Below are 15,691 nucleotides of genomic sequence, written 5' to 3'. Positions count from 1 at the left end.
ACGGGCGCGAGCTCCGCTCCCCGCGGGGACGGGCCGGAGGGAAACGCGTCGCGGCGCGACACCGCCCCGGCGGGCGGGTCGCCGCGCCGCGCACGGGCGGCCGGCGGCGCCTCGCGGCCCCGCGGCGCCGGGCGGGCGCCAGGTGCAGGCGGCGCGGCGTCGCGCGTGGCCGGCGGCGCCGCTCGGCCGCGGGGCACGGGTGAGGTGGTGCGGGCGGGCCTGGGGCCGGACGTGCTCCAGGGCGGTTCGGGGGTGGGGGTCACACAGCTCTCCTCTGCGCGACGACATGTTCCAGGTCGGCGAGTTCGGCGGCGAAGGCTCGCTCCCAGCGGTTGGCGGCGGCGAAGCGCGCCGCGGTGAGGCGGTCGGGTTCGGCGGCTCGGGCGCGCTCGACCGCGTCGAGGAGCGCGCGCGGGTCGCCCGGATGGAACGTGTGGACGAGGTCTCCCAGCAGGCTGGCCGATGGTGCGTTCGAGCAGGCGACGGTCGCGGCGCCGGACGCGGCGGCCTCGAACGCGACGAGGCCGAACGTCTCCAGTTCGCCCGGCATCACCACGCAGCGCGCGCTGCGGTAGGCGGAGGCGAGGGCGTCGCGGTCGCGCTCGTACGGGACGAGGCGCACGCGGTCGCCGAGCCCGAGCCGGCGGATCTGCGCGTCGACGACCTTCGCGGCGCTGCCGGTGCCCATCAGCCACAGCGGCCACGGCTCGCGGCTCAGCGCGGCGGCCTCGAGGAGCTCGAAGACCCCCTTCTCACGCCCGATCCGTCCCGCGTAGAGCACGTGGTCGCCGCGCTGCTCGTCGCCCTCGGGGTAGAACGCGGTGTCGAGGCCGAAGCGCAGCGGCATCGTCGCGCCGCGACCGGTGTCGGGGTGCGGGTCGCAGGCCGACATGACGGCGTCGGCACCCGCGTACGCGCGCCGCAGCCAGCGTCCTAGCGCGGGCCGGTAGACGCGGGTGGGGCCGGGGATCGCGTTGGCGTCCAGGTCGAGCGACCCGTGGTGGACCATCACCACCGGCACGCCGATCGACTGCACCGCCCGCGGCGCCCAGAACGGGTCGTGCAGCAGCACGACGTCAGGGTCGAGCTCGCGCAGGAGGTCGACCAGGGGCCGCGTTCCGATCGGCCAGCGGTAGCCGTTGGAGTTCGCGACGCGGATCGACGGCAGCGAGCACGTGTGGTCGGTCACCTTGCGCACGATCCCGGGCACCACCAACCGGTGCTCGAAGGCGCCCGTGCGCTGGGCGAACGCGGTCTTGGCATCGAGGTACGTTCGGATGCCCCCGGACCGCTCGCCGTACCACATGGCCACATCCACGACGCGCAGGGGGCGCGCGGTGACGAGCCGCAGCGCGGGCCGGCGGGGCGCCCCGTCGCCGTCGCGGGCGGACGCGGCGTCCTCCACCATCAGGTCGTCGAGGATCGGCGCGGCGAGGCGTGGGGCCGTGCGGTCAAAACGCGCGCGCGGCCCGGCGGCGGTGGCGCCGCTCTCGCTGCGCTCACCGCCGATCAGGTTCATGCCGCGCGGACTCCTGCTGCCTCGCCCTCATGGGCGGCCATCGCGCGGCGCCAGCCGGCGCCCAGCGCAGCGAGCGAGGCTTCCCAGGTGCGGTCGCGGACCGCCGCGAGGCCTCCGGTGGCGAGGCGCTTGCGGGACGCCGTCTGGCCCGCCAGGCCGGCGACCGCGTCGGCCAGGGCGCTGGCGCGCGGGGGGCACAGGACGCCCGAGCGGCCGGTGGCGATCAGCTCGGTGGGGCCGCCGGCGTCGACGGCGACGACCGGCAGCCCCGACGCCTGTGCCTCCAGCACCACCTGGCCGAAGGTGTCGGTCTGAGAGCAGAAGAGGAAGAGGTCCGCGTCGGCGTAGGCGCGGGCGAGCGCGTCGCCCTCGAGCCAGCCGAGGAACGTCGCGGCCGAGCCCAGCCGTGCGCGCAGCGCGTCCTCCTCCGGCCCGCCGCCCGCCAGGACGAGCTCGAGGCGCGGGTCGCGCGCCCGCGCGGCCAGGAACGCGTCGGCGAGGAGGTCGACGCCCTTCTCCTTCGTGAGTCGGCCGGCGTACAGCACGCGAATGCGCCCGTCGGCCGCGCGGGTGCGCAGCGTGGGTGAGAACCGCCCGAGGTCGACGCCGCGGTCCCAGCGGCCGATCCGGCTCTCGTCGATGCCGAGCGCGCGCAGGCGCTCGTCGGACACGGCCGACGGCGACAAGACGGCGTCGCAGCCGCCGTAGAAGGCGCCGAGCGCGACCTCGACCCCCGCGGCGAGCCCCTCGTCACCGGACCGCAGCGCCGTGTAGGCGGCGAGCTCGGTGTGGTAGGAGCCCGCGATCGGCAGCTGCATGACGCGGCCGATCATCGCCGCGGCCACGCCGGCCGGCCCGGGGGAGCAGAGGTGCAGGACGCCGTAGCGGCCCTCGGCCAGCGCTTCGACGACGGCGGGCAACGACGGGACGCCGATCTTCAGCCCCGCGTAGAACGGGATCTCGACCTCGGCGACCGCGCTCAGGCGGCGGTCGACGTGCGGGTCGGTGCCGATGACCTCGACCTCGAAGCCGGGCACGCCGCGCTCGCGGATCTCGTCGAGCGTGTGCGTGACGCCGTGCATCGAGCCGATCCCGTCCGCCACCAGCGCCACGCGCACCGGCTCGTGGTCGCGGGTGGCGAGCTTGCTCTTCTCGCGCCCGAGGAACGCGGTGGCGGGGGCGTAGGGGATCGCGGCGAAGCAGGCGGTGAAGACCTCCTGCGCGGCGGCGGCGATCTGCGACGGGTCGGCGACCGCCGTCGCGACCGCGCGTTGCAGCCGGCGCTCGTGGTGACGCCGCGCGCGGCGCTCCAGGTCCGCGTGCGAGAAGCCGTCGGACTGCAGCAGCGCCAGCAGCTCCGCCTCGCTCATGTGCAGGTCGACCGCGTCCAGCCAGGCGCGCAGGAGCGCGCGGGCGTCCTCGGGGCCGAGGTCGCAGCCGATGGCGCCGGTGCGCGCGTCGCCTTCGAGCATCACGCGCTCGACCATCCGCAGGACCGCGGCGGGATCGGGCGCGTCGGTGGCCTCGCCGCGGCCGAGCGCGCGGATCGCCAGCGCCATCGCGGCGTGCGCCCACTTGGCGGCCGAGCCCTGCTCGCCGTGCGCGCTCACGCGGCCGGCACGGATGTGCGCGAGGAACTCGGTGGTCGTCGCGGCCTCAGGCGTCATCGACCAGGTGCGGCCGATGTCCACGCCCGCGTGGTCGTCGGACCCGCCGACGCCGGTCCCCCCGTGCGTCTCGACGTAGATCGCGGCCGGGTGGTTGAGCTCCCGCGCGCGGGAGCCGTTGCGGACCTCCCAGGTGTCGAAGAGCTGCGCGAGCCGGCGGCGGTGGCGCGGCAGCAGCGGCGCCTCGACCGCGTAGAAGGGATGCGCGAGCGCGCAGGTGATCTCGTTCTCGTGCAGGTAGTGCGCGACGACCTCGACGTCATGGCTGTGCGCCTGCAGCCAGTCGTGATCGTCCGGCGTGATCCCGAGGCAGAGGATGTGGACAGCCTGTGGCTCGCCGCGGAAGTGAGCAGTGAGCTCCTCTGACACGAAGACGTCGGGCCGGTCGGCGATCGTCATGACGCCATCGATCGTGTCGTGATCGGTGATCGTCACGAAGTCCATCCCCCGGCGCTTGGCGAGGGAATAGACCTCCTCCGGCGGCGTCGCGCACTCGGGCAGGCCGAGGGCGCGCTGGACGCCGAGCTTCGACTCCTCCGACGCCGTGGAGTGGCAGTGGAGGTCCGCGCGGCTTGTCTTCATGTCTCTGGAGAATCGGGCGCCGTTGCAGGGGGTTTGTGACCAAGCGGACAACACCTCGTGACGGTTGTGTGAACGGTCTGGGGGCGAACGCTTTCCGGTGGCGAAGGTGCAGCGTCATGAAGCTCGGCGTACGGACGTGGGCGGGTAGGGCCCACGACGAGTTCATCCAGCTGACCGAGGGCGTGATGGCCTCCGAGGAGCTCGACGACCCGGTCGACGGACTCGTGTCGCCGAGGCGCGAGACGGTCGGTCCTCACCACGAGGTCGTGACCGTGGAGGCGCCGGAGGGCGTGCACCGGATCGGGCTCGTCCTGCCCGGTCATCCGCAGCAGCAGTTCATCGGGCTGGGCGCCCGGCACGGGCTGCACGTCGACCAGTCCGGCCGCAGCCTGCAGCTCGGCGCCGACCGCGCGTACACCGGACCCGACTGCCCGCCGGACATGCTCGAGCTCGGCGGCATCCCCCAGGGCGACTACGCCCCCGTGCCGTGGCTGCTGGCCAGCCGCGGGTGGGCGGCGTGGATCGAGACGGACGGCCACGGGGCCCGCTTCGATCTCGGCGACGAGGTCGTGCTCTCCACCCGCCGCGACGCGGGCCCGCTGCGCGTGCACTTCTTCACCCACCCGACCCCGTTCGCGCGCCTGCGCGCGTTCCTGGAGCTGACCGGCTTCCCGCCGGTGCTGCCCGAGTGGGCGTACGGCCACTGGAAGAGCCGCGACGTCTACAACCACGAGACCGAGGCCGAGGACGACTTCCGGGGCTACCGCGAGCACGACCTCCCGCTCGACGCGATCGTCCTCGACTCCCCGTGGGCGACGCAATACAACACGTGGGAGTTCAACCCGCACCAGTTCCCCGACGCGGAGGGCATGATCGCCCGCTGGCGCGCGGACGGGGTGCGGACCGTGGTGTGGGTTGCGCCGTGGGTGAACCTCGACTCCGACGACGGCCAGTACCCGCCGGACGCAGAGTCCGAGCGGCTGCACCGCGCTCCCGCGCCCAACTACGAGCCCGAGATGTTCGTGCGAGACGGCGACGGCGAGCCGCTGGTGGCCAAGTGGTGGATGGGAACCGGCTCCCCGGTCGACTTCACTTCGCCGACGGCCGAGGCGTGGTGGCGCGAGCAGGCCAAGCGGGTGCTCGCGCTCGGCGTGCAGGGGATCAAGGCCGACGACGGCGAGGGCTGGTACATCCCGGACGACGCGCGCTTCGCGGACGGGACCACCGGGGCGGCCGCGGCGTGGGGCCACGGGCTGAAGTACCGCCGCTCGATGCAGCGCGCGCTGGACGAGGTCCACCCGGGCGAGGGCGTGCTCTTCGGGCGCCCCGGGTGGACCGGCCAGCAGGCCGTCGGCATCACCTGGGGCGGCGACCAGCCGTCGGACTTCTGGTCGCTGCGCACGCTCGTGGCGGCGACGCTCACCGCGGCCGCCTCCGGCTTCTCGAACTGGTCGCATGACATCGGCGGGTACCTGGGCGAGCAGTTGATGTCGCGGGCGCCGAAGGAGCTGCTGCTGCGGTGGGTGCAGTTCGGCTGCTTCACCCCCTTGATGCACGCCCACTCGCGTTTCGAGCAGGAGGCGTGGACCTACGACGAGGAGACGCTCGCGCTCTACCGCGCCTACATCCTCTTGCACGAGCGGCTCGTGCCGTACGTGCTGGCCGCGGCGGCGACCGCGGCGCGGTGCGGGCTGCCGATCATCCGCCCGGGAGCGCTGATCGGCCACGGCGACTGGGCGGTCGCGGACGCGTACGGGTACGGCCCGTCGCTGTGGGTGGCGCCGGTGCTGGAAAACGGCGCGCGGCAGGTCGAGGTCGACCTGCCCGCCGGCGATTGGATCGCGACCTGGGACGGCGCCGAGATCGCGGGCGGCGGCGTCGTGCGGGCGCCGGCGCCGCTGGGTCGCATCCCCGTGTGGGTGCGGCGCGGGGCGATCATCGCCACCTACCCGGAAGACGCGGTCGCACGTGGACTCGGCGACGATGTCAAGCCACTGGAGGCCACATTGTGGGGCGAACCGTCATGTGGACGTGCGGTTAGCCGTCTGGCCGACGGCACCGTGATCCGGTGGAATCGGGGCGAGTGGTCCGCAACGGCCGGGCGCGAGATCACGTTCCGATCGCGCTGAGAAAGGACCACATTGATCCGCATCGTCGTCGTGCTGGCGTGCCTGCTGGGTGCGCTGGCGACCCCCGCGCAGGCCTCCGAGTTGCGGGTGACCGTGCTCGTCCACGGGCCGGGGAAGATCAGCGGTGCGCTGTCCTGCGAGTCCACCGTCGGCACCGCGCAAACGAAGAACTGCGGCACGTACGACGTGGGCTACAAGGACGAGGCGTCCTCGTCCGCGGCGGCCTTCACCGCGATGGCCAACGCCGCCCAGCCGAACAAGTCGTCGCTCGTGTCCTGGAGCTGCACGACGGTCAGCGGCGCGAACTGCGGCGGCTGCGACCAGCCCAGCACGGGCTGTCAGATCTTCGGCGCGCTCTCCAAGGGCGTCAACGACGTGATCGCGGTCGCGACGTTCTCCGACACCACGGCGCCGACGATCTCCCTCGTCCTCCCGCAATACAGCCCCACACACGAGCGCAGCGTCTCGTTCGCGCTGGTCGCCAACGACACGGTCGGTTCGAGCACGTGCACGATCGACAACGTGGTCAGCGGGCCGTGCGACGGATCGTTCGGCCTCGCCGAGGGAACGCACACCGTCCGCGCCCGCGCCACCGACCCGTCGGGCAACCAGAGCGCGCAGACCTCGCCGCTCACCTTCCGGATCCTCGACACGGCGCTCACGGCCGGGCCCGCGGACGTCTCGGCCGATCGCTCGCCGACGTTCAAGTACGGCTCGGTCGCGGGTGTGGCGTTCCAGTGCTCGCTCGACGGCGCGTCGTTCGTGGCCTGCGGGAACAAGCCGGCGAGCGGCGACGTCGCGTTCCAGGTCGGCCCACTCGCCGACGGGCAGCACACGTTCTCGGTGCGCGCGATCGACGGCGTCTACGGCGATCACATCCCCGCCAAGCGCACGTGGACGGTCGACTCGACCCCGCCCGTCGCCTCGCTCGATCCCTTCTCCGGGCCGGGCCAGGGTTCTCTGCAGGCGGTCGACGCCGAGACGTTCGCGTTCTCGCTCAACGAGGCCGGGAGCACCGAGTGCAGCGTCGACGGCGGGCCGTTCTCGGCCTGCTCGAGTCCACTGACGCTGTCGGGCCTCACGCCCGGTCAGCACTCGTTCAGCGTCCGCGGGACCGACGGCGCCGGCAACCTCGGCGCGAGCGTGCTGCGCAGCTGGGTCACGTGGTTTCCGCCCACCGCTTTGCCGGGGCCCAGCGTCCCGGCCGCGCAGAAGCTCACCTTCGCGCTCAGCGCATCGGGCAAGGGCACGAAGCTCAAGTCGCTGCGCGCGACCGGCGTGCCCGCGGGCGCGACGGTCACCGTCGTCTGTTCCGGCAAGGGCTGCCCGAAGAAGCGCTACGTCAAGCGCGACGCGAAGGGCACGGTCGACCTGGCCGCGTTCCGCCGCCTGCCGACGACCGCGAAGCTCACGGTGACCGTCACGCTCGGGTCGGCGAAGGCGGTCCACGTCCTCAAGACGCGGAAGGCGTTGGCCCCGAAGATCAATTGAACTAGCCCAACGGGCTGTTCACATCCGGGCGCGCAGCGCGGACGATTCTGGACTTCATGGCGTTCGCCTCAGTCGAGCCACTCCGCCGGCCCTCGTCCGACCGCGTTCGCAGCGCCCGGATCGAGCTGGCCGACGGTGCTCACACGATGGTCCACGTCGCGCGCTACGACGCGGCGAGCACCGAGCTCCAGGTCGCCGTCCTGCGCGGGCAGGCGAAGCTCGAGGCGTGGTGTGGCGAGCACGGCGTCGACGACGCGCTCGTCGGCGGCTTCTTCACCCGCCCGCTCGGCCTGCCGCTGGGGGAGGTCCGCACGCGCGGCGTCGCCCGCCCGTTCGTGCCCTTCGACGCCCCGTGGGGCGGCATCCGCGCCTGCGTCCACGTCCGCGGCGGCGTCGCGTCGATCGCGCCGCGCTGCGAGCTCGACCCCGCCCCCGCGGGCGACCTGCTGCAGGCGGGGCCGCTGCTCGTCCGCGACGGCCGCGTCGCCTTCTCCCGCGCCGTCGACGCCGAGGGCTTCAGCGCGGGCGAGTCCCAGTTCGACTCCGACATCACCGCCGGCCGCCACCCGCGCGCCGCGCTCGGCCTCTCCGACGACCAGCTGTTCGCCGTCGCCTGCGACGGCCGCTCCCGCTTCGACGCGGGCCTGACGCTGGAGGAGCTGGCGGAGCTCCTCGTCGCGCTCGGCTGCACCTCGGGCATGAACCTCGACGGCGGCGGCTCCACCTCACTCGTCAGCGGCGGCCGCCTGCGCAACCACCCCCGCGCCACCTGGGAACGCCCCGAGGCGGGCGGCCGCCCGGTCTCGACCGCCCTCCTCTTCCTAAACCGCACCTAACGTGCCTGGCACCTTAGGTGGCCTTTAGGTTCGCACCGCGGCGCAGCGCCGATTGTGGACCTAAGGCCACGATAAAGGGTCAGGTAATTTAGGTGGGGTTTAGGTTGTGGGGGCCGCGGTGTAGACGACGCGGACGCGTTCGGTGAAGTCCTGGGTGCCGGGGAGGACCTGGGTCGACGGGCTCTTCTCCGCGCCTGCGCCGGTCGACGCGCCGGAGTCGCTGCAGCAGCCGCCGTCGGAGTCCGGGTCGAGGTTGACCGAGCGCACGCCGGTGATGCGCAGGCCGGCGACCGCGGCGGCGTCGTCGGCGCGGCGGCGGGCGTCGGCGAGGGCCGCGCGGGTGGCCAGGGTTCGGCCGTTGGACGGGTCGGCGAAGCCGAAGTCCGGGTCGGAGATCTGGTCGGCGCCGGCGTCGGCGACCGCGTCGATCAGCGAGGCCAGCGTCGAGACGGTGCGGACGTGGATGAGGATGGTCTGCTCGGCGCGGTAGCGGACGCGCTTGCGCTTGCCCACCCGCTGGCGCTGGATCGTCAGTCCGACGGTGCGGATGTCGGCCTCGGCCACACCGCCCGCCTTGACCGCCCTCAGCACGGCGGCCATCCGGCGGTTGGCCGCGTCGCGGGCGCCGCGGGAGGTCGGGGCGGCACGCGACACGCCCGCGGCGAAGTCGGCGACGTCCGGCGTCAGCGTCGCGCTGCCCACGCCGTCGGCGGTGATGGTGGGAGTGGTGTCGACCGGCTGCGTCTGGGCCGCGGCGGGCGCGGCGAGCAGGACGAAGGCGGCGAGACCGACCAGAAAGAGGCGCATGGTCGGCAAACCTAAAGGGGTCAGGCACCTTTATGTGGCAGCGGACCGGTCGGTCCGGGTCGGTGGTACGGTTCGTGACGGTGAGGGTGCTGGTCGTCGAAGACGACGACCGAGTGGCGGGGGCTCTGTGCGATCTGCTCGGTCGGCATGGATTCGCGATTGCGCGCGCGGCGGGCGTGACGCAGGCGCTGGCGCAGCTGGATGACGCTGTGGATCTCGTGCTGCTCGACCTGATGCTGCCCGACGGCGACGGGTTCGACCTGTGCGCTCGCATCCGGGCCAACCGCGACGTGCCGATCGTGATGACGACCGCCCGCTCGGAGCTGCGCTGGCGCGTCCACGGCCTGCACCTCGGCGCCGACGACTACCTCGTCAAGCCCTACGACGCGCGCGAGCTGATCGCGCGGATGCTGGCGGTGCACCGGCGGGTGGCGACGGCGCAGCCACCGCCGCCCAAGGCCGACGAGGATCGCGTGGTCGTCGTCGGCGGCGTGCGCATCGATCTCGGCCGCCGCGAGGTGACCGTCGCCGGCCGCCCGGTCGCGCTCACCCGCAAGGAGCTCGCGTTGCTCGAGGTCCTCGCCGAGCACCCCGGCCTGGTGGTGAGAAGAGAACGGCTGCTCAGCCGCATCTGGCGCTCCGCCCACGAGTTCGACGCCCACACGCTCGACGTGCACGTCGCCGCCGTGCGCTCCAAGACCGGCGTCAAGAGCCTGATCGAGACCGTCCGCGGCGTCGGGTACCGGCTCGGCACGGAGTGAGAGGATGCGCACCCGCCTGCTCGGACTCGTCGGCGGCCTGCTGGCGGTCGTGCTGCTCGCGCTCGGCGTCCCGCTCGGCATGGACCTCGCCTCCGTCCGCACGCAGCGCGTCTTCCTCGACCGGCTCAACGACGCCAACCGCTTCGTCCAGGTCGCCCAGCAGCAGGGCGACCGCCAGGTCCTGTCCGAGCGCCTCGCCCGCTACGACGAGGTCTACGGCATCGCGGTCGCCGTCCTCGATCACAACGGCCGCATCCGCGCGGCGTCACGGCCGGGGCTGACGACGAGAACCGCCACCGCGCCCGTCAGGAGGCTCGCCGGCATCGCGCTGACCGGCCACCACGGCGAGCCGCCACGCGCGGTCTGGCCGTGGAGCGGCGCGCCGCTCGTCGTCGCCCAGCCGGTGATCACCGGCGGCGACGTCACCGGCGCCGTCGTCACACTCTCACCCACCCAGCGGCTCAGACGCAACGTCGCCCGCGACTGGCTGATCGTCGTGGGAGGCGAGTTGATCGCGCTGATCGGCTGCGCCCTGCTCGCCTCCCGCCTGACCCGCTGGATCCTGCGCCCCGTCCACGACCTCGACCACACCGCGCACGCGATCGCCACGGGCCGGATGGCGGCGCGCGCGCTCGACGGCTCAGGCCCGCCCGAGTTGCGCCACCTCACCGGCTCCTTCAACGCGATGGCCGCGAACGTCGAGAAGATCGTCCAGCGCCAACGCAACTTCCTCGCCGACGCCTCGCATCAGCTCCGCAACCCGCTCAGCGCGCTGCTGCTGCGCCTCGACACGCTGGCGATCGGCGCGCCCGAGGATCCCGTCGTGGACGCGGCGGCGAAGGAGGGACGCCACCTCGCCGGCATCCTCGAACGGCTGCTCGAGCTCGCCAACGCCGACGAGACCCATGCCCGCCCCGAGCCCGTCGACCTGACCGCCCTCGCCGACGAACGCATCGACGCCTGGACCACCGCGGCCGAGGCCAAACACATGACGCTCCAGCGCACCGGCGAAACGACCGCGGCGATCCTCGCCGATCCCGTCGCGGTCGCCAGCGCGCTCGACGTCGTGCTCGACAACGCGATCAAGTTCGCCCCGCGCGACTCGGTCGTCGCCATCCACGTCGCCGACGGCGCGCTCACCGTCCGCGACGAAGGACCCGGCATGCGCGCCGACGAGCTGCGCCGCGCCGGCGATCGCTTCTGGCGCGCCCGCCGGCATCAGAACGTCGACGGCTCGGGCCTCGGCCTGGCGATCGCCCGCGCGCTGCTCGAGCAGGGCGGCGGCAGCCTCGAGCTGCGAGCCCGGCGCCCGCGGGGCCTCGAGGCGCACCTACGGTTTGGTGGCGCGAAACCAGTCGAGCGCGGCCGCGTGCAGCGGCACGGGGGCGGTCTCGATCGCGGCGCGGCGGTCGAGGGCGGCGGCGGCGAGGACGGCGCGGGCGATCGCCGTGCGGCGCTCGAATAGCGTCGCCGTGACGAGCCGCACCAGCGCCGGGTCGGCGTCGCGGCGGGCGACCAGCAGGTTCGGCACCGCGAGCGTCGACACCTGGCGACCCAGCCCGTAGGTCCCACTCGGGATCGCCGCCGCCCGGTAGTCCGGGTCCGCGGGCGCGGGGAGGTCGAGCAGCCGCAGCGGCATCTGCCGCGCGAGCTCGTCGACGCCCGGCGTCGGCAGCCCGCCCGACCAGAAGAACGCGTCGATCCGGCCCGCCCGCAGCGCCGCCGCGGACTCGTCCAACCCCAGCCCGACCGCGTGCAGCCGCGGCAGCCGCAACCGCGAGGCGATCAACCGCGTCCCTGAGCCCGGCGGCCCGATCGACACCCGCTTCCCCGCGAGCTGCGACAGCCGCCGCACGCCCGCCGCCGGCGCGACCAGGTGCAGGTAGTCGTCGTACAGCCGCGCGAGCGCGGCGATCGGCACCCTGCGCCCGAACGGCGGCCCGCCGGAGACCGCCTCCGCGGCGGCGTCGGCCGCGGTGAACGCGAACGTGGCGTCGCCGTCGCCGAGCCGCTGCAGGTTCTCCATCGACCCGCTGGTCGCGACCACGTCGACACGCAGGTCCGGGTCCCGGCGCTGCAGCTGCGAAGCCAGCGCGTGGGCGTACGCGTAGTAGACGCCCTGGGTCCCGCCGGCCGCGATCACCACGTGGCCGCGAGGCGCCCCCGCGCCCTCACCCACACACCCGCCCAGGACGAGCACCACGACCGCCATCAGCACGACCCGCATCGCGCGCCCCATCTAACCGGACCGCAACGTCAAATCTTCCTCAAATCGGCTCGGCCGCGCCAAACCCCGGGCGTAATGTCGCCGCCGGTTCTTCCAACGACCTGAGGTGGGGCAATGAGGTCAAGGTTCAGAGCGGCGCTGGCCGCTCCGGTGGTCGCTGCCGCGGCCGCCGCGGTCGCCGTGTCGCTGCAGGCGGACACGACGGTGGCGAGCAACGCGGCGCCCAGGATCCCGACGCCGGAGTCGGCGTTCGGGTTCACCCCGTGCCAGGACTACAAGCTGGCCAACTACACGCAGATCAGCAACTACTTCCATCAGCTCGACAACGCGAGCGACCGGATGCAGGTGGTGAGCCTCGGGCAGACGTCCGAAGGCCGCGACCAGGTGATGGGGATCATCTCCGCGCCGGAGAACCTGGCACCGGGCAACCTCGCGAAGTACCAGGACATCGCGCAGCGGCTCGCGCACGCCCGCGACCTCACGGACGACCAGGCGCACGACCTCGCCAAGCAGGGCAAGGCGATCGCGTGGGTGGACTTCGGCATCCACTCGACCGAGGTCGGCCCGCCGCAGACAGCGCCGCAGTTCGCCTACGACCTGCTGACGTCCAACACGCCCGAGACGAAGTCGATCCTCAAGAACGTCATCACGCTGTTCATCCCGAACATCAACCCGGACGGCGGCGAGCACATCCCGGACTGGTACATGCAGAACGTCGGGACGCAGTTCCAGGACTCGACCTATCCCGAGCTCTACCAGAAGTACTCCGGGCACGACGACAACCGCGACTGGTTCATGTTCAACCTGCCCGAGACGCGCAACCTCGGCAACGTGCTGTGGCACAGCTGGTATCCGCAACTGGTCTACAACACGCACCAGACCGCGGCGTACCCGGCGCGCATCTTCCTGCCGCCCTTCAAGGACCCGATGAACCCGAACATCCCGCCTGAGGTCACGCGCGGGATCAACTTCCTCGGCGACGCGATGACCCAGCGCCTGGACCGCGAGGGCAAGGTCGGCGCCGTGTCTCGCCAGCAGTACGACCAGTGGTGGAACGGCGGCCTGCGCTCCGCGCCCGCGTTCCACAACCAGATCGGCATCCTCTCGGAGACCTCGCACGCCTCGGCGACGCCGGTCTACGAGGACCCGACGAAGTTCCCGAAGACCTTCCCGTACCAGGAGGTCTCGACGTCGGAGCCGTCCGCGTTCTACCCGAGCCCGTACAAGGGCGGCATGTGGCACCTGTCCGACAGCTGCTCGTACATCGAGTCGACCGGCTGGGAGCTCCTGCACACGGCCGACGTCGGCCGCGAGAACTGGCTCTACGGGCAGTACCGGATGGGCAAGCAGGCGATCGACGCCGGCGGCGACACCGCGTACGTGATCCCGTCCGACCAGCCGGACTTCCAGACCGCGACCAAGATGGTCAACGTCCTGCGCCAGGCCGACCTCGAGGTCGAGCAGGCCCAGTCGGCGTTCAAGGTGGGCGACAAGACCTACCCCGCGAACAGCTTCATCGTCCGCGAGGCGCAGCCGTTCCGCGCCGACGTCGTCGACCTGATGAACCCGCAGACCTACCCGGACCGGCGCAACCCGGACGGCACGCCCGAGCGCCCGTACGACATGGCGGGCTGGACGCTGCCGTTCCAGATGGGCGTCAAGGTCGACAAGGTCACGCAGTCGTTCATCGCCAACACCAAGCCGGTCGACAGCGCGCCGGTCCCGGCGTTCACCGTGCCCGCGACGGCACCCGCCGCGGCGTACGCGCTCGACGCCCGCGTCAACGACAGCTACACCGCCGTGCTCGCGCTGCTGAAGGCGGGGGAGACGGTGACCCGCACGACGGCGCCCGTCACGACCGACAAGGGCTCCTGGCCGGCCGGCACGTTCCTCGTCACGCCGCGGGCCGGCGCCGACACCCGCATCAAGGCGCAGGCCAAGCAGCTCGGCCTGACCGTGGCCACGGTGGCGGCCATGCCGTCCGGCACGGTCGCGGTCGCCAACCCGCGGGTCGGCCTCTACCACGGCTACCCGGGCAACTCCGACGAGGGCTGGACCCGCTACGTGTTCGACACCTTCAAGGTCCCGTACAAGCAGCTCAAGGACGCCGAGGTGCGCGCCGGCAACCTCAAGGACAGCTACGACACGATCATCCTCCCGGACGCGTCGTACAGCAGCATGCTCAACGGCGTGCGGGCGGGCTCGCTCCCCGCGAAGTACACGGGCGGCATGACCCAGGCGGGCGTCGACAACCTGAAGGCGTTCGTCCAGGCCGGCGGCACGCTCGTGGCGATCAACGACGCCACGCAGCTGCCGATCCGCGCGTTCTCCGGCTTCCCGCTCACCGACGTGACGAGCGGGGTCCCGAGCACGAACTACTACTCGCCGGGCTCGATCCTCGCGGGTCTGGTCGACAACAAGAACCCGTTGACCTGGGGCATGGGGGACACCGCCGACCTGTACTCCGACGGCAGCCCCGCGTTCTCGGTCAACGCGGGCGCGACCGGCGTCGACACCCCGGTCACCTATCCGACGTCGAACGTCCTGCGCAGCGGCTGGCTGCTGGGTGAGAACGTCATCGCGGGCAAGACCGCGGTCGCCAACGTCTCCTACGGCAACGGGCACGTGGCGATGGTCGGCATCAGCGTGCAGCACCGCGCCGAGTCGCACGGCACCTACAAGCTGCTGTTCAACTCACTGCTGGAGGGGGCCGAAAAGTAGGGAGCTCGATCTCCAGGAGATCGCCTCCCTCGTGATCGACCTGGAGCGTCGTGTGCTCGATCCCGAAACGATCGTGCAGCACGGCCTCCAGGTCCTTCCGCGCCCGGTGGCAGTCGTCCTCGGTACCGACCAGCACGTGGGCGGACAGCGCCGGGAAGCCCGACGTCACCTCCCAGACATGCAGGTCGTGGACCTCGTGGACCCCATGCACCCGCGTCATCGCGTCACCCACGGCGCCGACGTCGATGTTCTTCGGCGCGGCCTCGAGGAAGATCCGGCCGGAGTCGCGCAGCAGCGACCAGGCCGCGCGCAGCATCACCGCCGCCACGAACAGCGACGCGATGCCGTCGGCGCGGTCGAAGCCCGTGACCAGCACCACGAAGCCCGCGATCGCGGTGGCGATGAACGCCACGAGGTCGGTCAGCACGTGCTGGAAGGCGCCCTCGACGTTCAGTGACGTGCGGTCGGCGCCGTGCAGGACGACGGTCGCGACGATGTTGACCACGACGCCGACCAGCGCGACCACCAGCACGATCGCGCCTTCGACCTCGGGCGGATGGACCAGGCGCCGGACGCCCTCGACGACGATCAGCAGCCCGAGCACGAGCAGCGTCGCGCCGTTGAACTGGGCGGAGAGGATCTCGGTGCGCTTGAGGCCGTAGGTCAGCGCGCCCTTCGCCGGCCGGGCGGACAGCCGGATCGCGACCAGCGCCAGCGCCAGCGCGCCCGCGTCGGTGAGCATGTGCGCCGCGTCGCTGAGCAGCGCCAGCGACGACGCCACGATGCCGAAGACGACCTCGACCGCCATCAGGCCGAGCAGCAGGCCCAGCGCGATCCTCAGCCGGGTCGCGGACGCGTCCGCCGGCGCGTGCGAGTGGCCGTGCGAATGCCCGTGGCCGTGGTCGTGATCGTGACTCACGAAAGGAATGATGAGACACAGGCCTCGGGTAA

The 15,691-nt window shown here is 72.7% G+C and carries 10 protein-coding genes and 1 pseudogene; 6 read left to right on the top strand and 5 right to left on the bottom strand.

Going from position 1 to position 15,691, the window contains the following annotated elements; all coding sequences use genetic code 11:
- Positions 1-259: 259 nt before the first annotated feature.
- Together G569_RS0125785 and G569_RS0125780 are read right to left on the bottom strand one after the other, a co-directional pair.
- Entirely contained in the window at positions 260-1,519 is a 1,260-nt protein-coding gene (locus tag G569_RS0125785; protein ID WP_028065575.1) for a glycosyltransferase, read from the bottom strand.
- Entirely contained in the window at positions 1,516-3,768 is a 2,253-nt protein-coding gene (locus G569_RS0125780) for a glycosyltransferase (protein ID WP_028065574.1), read from the bottom strand. Before G569_RS0125780 ends, G569_RS0125785 begins: the two co-directional genes overlap by 4 nt.
- A gap of 116 nt (positions 3,769-3,884) precedes the next feature.
- Between G569_RS0125780 and G569_RS0125775 the strand changes: the two genes are divergently transcribed.
- The 3 genes from G569_RS0125775 to G569_RS0125765 are packed head-to-tail and all read left to right on the top strand — an operon-like array spanning position 3,885 to position 8,224.
- On the top strand, positions 3,885-5,897 hold the full coding sequence (locus G569_RS0125775; RefSeq protein WP_028065573.1) for a glycoside hydrolase family 31 protein: 2,013 nt from the start codon (positions 3,885-3,887) through the stop codon (positions 5,895-5,897).
- Positions 5,898-5,909: 12 nt separating this feature from the next.
- Positions 5,910-7,388: an Ig-like domain-containing protein gene (locus tag G569_RS0125770; protein WP_028065572.1), complete on the top strand. Its 1,479-nt coding sequence runs from the start codon at positions 5,910-5,912 to the stop codon at positions 7,386-7,388.
- Between the two features lie 56 nt (positions 7,389-7,444).
- Positions 7,445-8,224: a phosphodiester glycosidase family protein gene (locus G569_RS0125765; RefSeq protein ID WP_028065571.1), complete on the top strand. Its 780-nt coding sequence runs from the start codon at positions 7,445-7,447 to the stop codon at positions 8,222-8,224.
- Between the two features lie 99 nt (positions 8,225-8,323).
- Here the strand turns inward: G569_RS0125765 and G569_RS0125760 are convergent, their stop codons facing one another.
- Positions 8,324-9,031, bottom strand: coding sequence for an SIMPL domain-containing protein (locus G569_RS0125760; RefSeq protein WP_028065570.1), 708 nt, complete (start codon positions 9,029-9,031; stop codon positions 8,324-8,326).
- A gap of 80 nt (positions 9,032-9,111) precedes the next feature.
- On the opposite strand from G569_RS0125760, the gene G569_RS0125755 reads away from it, so the two are divergent.
- Together G569_RS0125755 and G569_RS51560 are read left to right on the top strand one after the other, a co-directional pair.
- Positions 9,112-9,792 carry a response regulator transcription factor gene (locus G569_RS0125755; protein WP_028065569.1) on the top strand — a complete coding sequence of 227 codons (681 nt, stop codon included), beginning with the start codon at positions 9,112-9,114 and terminating at the stop codon, positions 9,790-9,792.
- A 4-nt stretch (positions 9,793-9,796) separates the two neighbouring features.
- The gene (locus G569_RS51560) at positions 9,797-11,257 is read left to right on the top strand and encodes a sensor histidine kinase (protein WP_064750450.1); all 1,461 of its coding nucleotides are present in this window, start codon (positions 9,797-9,799) and stop codon (positions 11,255-11,257) included.
- On the opposite strand, the pseudogene G569_RS65535 reads toward G569_RS51560, so the two are convergent.
- Positions 11,198-12,004: pseudogene (locus tag G569_RS65535) on the bottom strand (TAXI family TRAP transporter solute-binding subunit); the annotation flags it as partial. The gene G569_RS51560 and the pseudogene G569_RS65535 overlap by 60 nt on opposite strands.
- A 129-nt stretch (positions 12,005-12,133) precedes the next feature.
- Between G569_RS65535 and G569_RS51555 the strand changes: the two are divergent.
- Positions 12,134-14,740 carry a M14 family metallopeptidase gene (locus G569_RS51555; RefSeq protein ID WP_084285560.1) on the top strand — a complete coding sequence of 869 codons (2,607 nt, stop codon included), beginning with the start codon at positions 12,134-12,136 and terminating at the stop codon, positions 14,738-14,740.
- On the opposite strand, the gene G569_RS51550 is transcribed toward G569_RS51555, so the two are convergent.
- A complete protein-coding gene (locus G569_RS51550; RefSeq protein ID WP_053226980.1) occupies positions 14,709-15,659 on the bottom strand; it encodes a cation diffusion facilitator family transporter in 951 nt (316 codons plus the stop codon). The genes G569_RS51555 and G569_RS51550 overlap by 32 nt on opposite strands.
- Between the last annotated feature and the right edge of the window lie 32 nt (positions 15,660-15,691).

Origin of the sequence: Solirubrobacter soli DSM 22325 (assembly GCF_000423665.1) — a bacterium.
GTDB classification, from domain to species: Bacteria; Actinomycetota; Thermoleophilia; order Solirubrobacterales; family Solirubrobacteraceae; genus Solirubrobacter; species Solirubrobacter soli.
The sequence above is the reverse complement of the archived record's forward strand: the minus strand, read 5'-3'. Positions and strand labels throughout refer to the sequence as shown.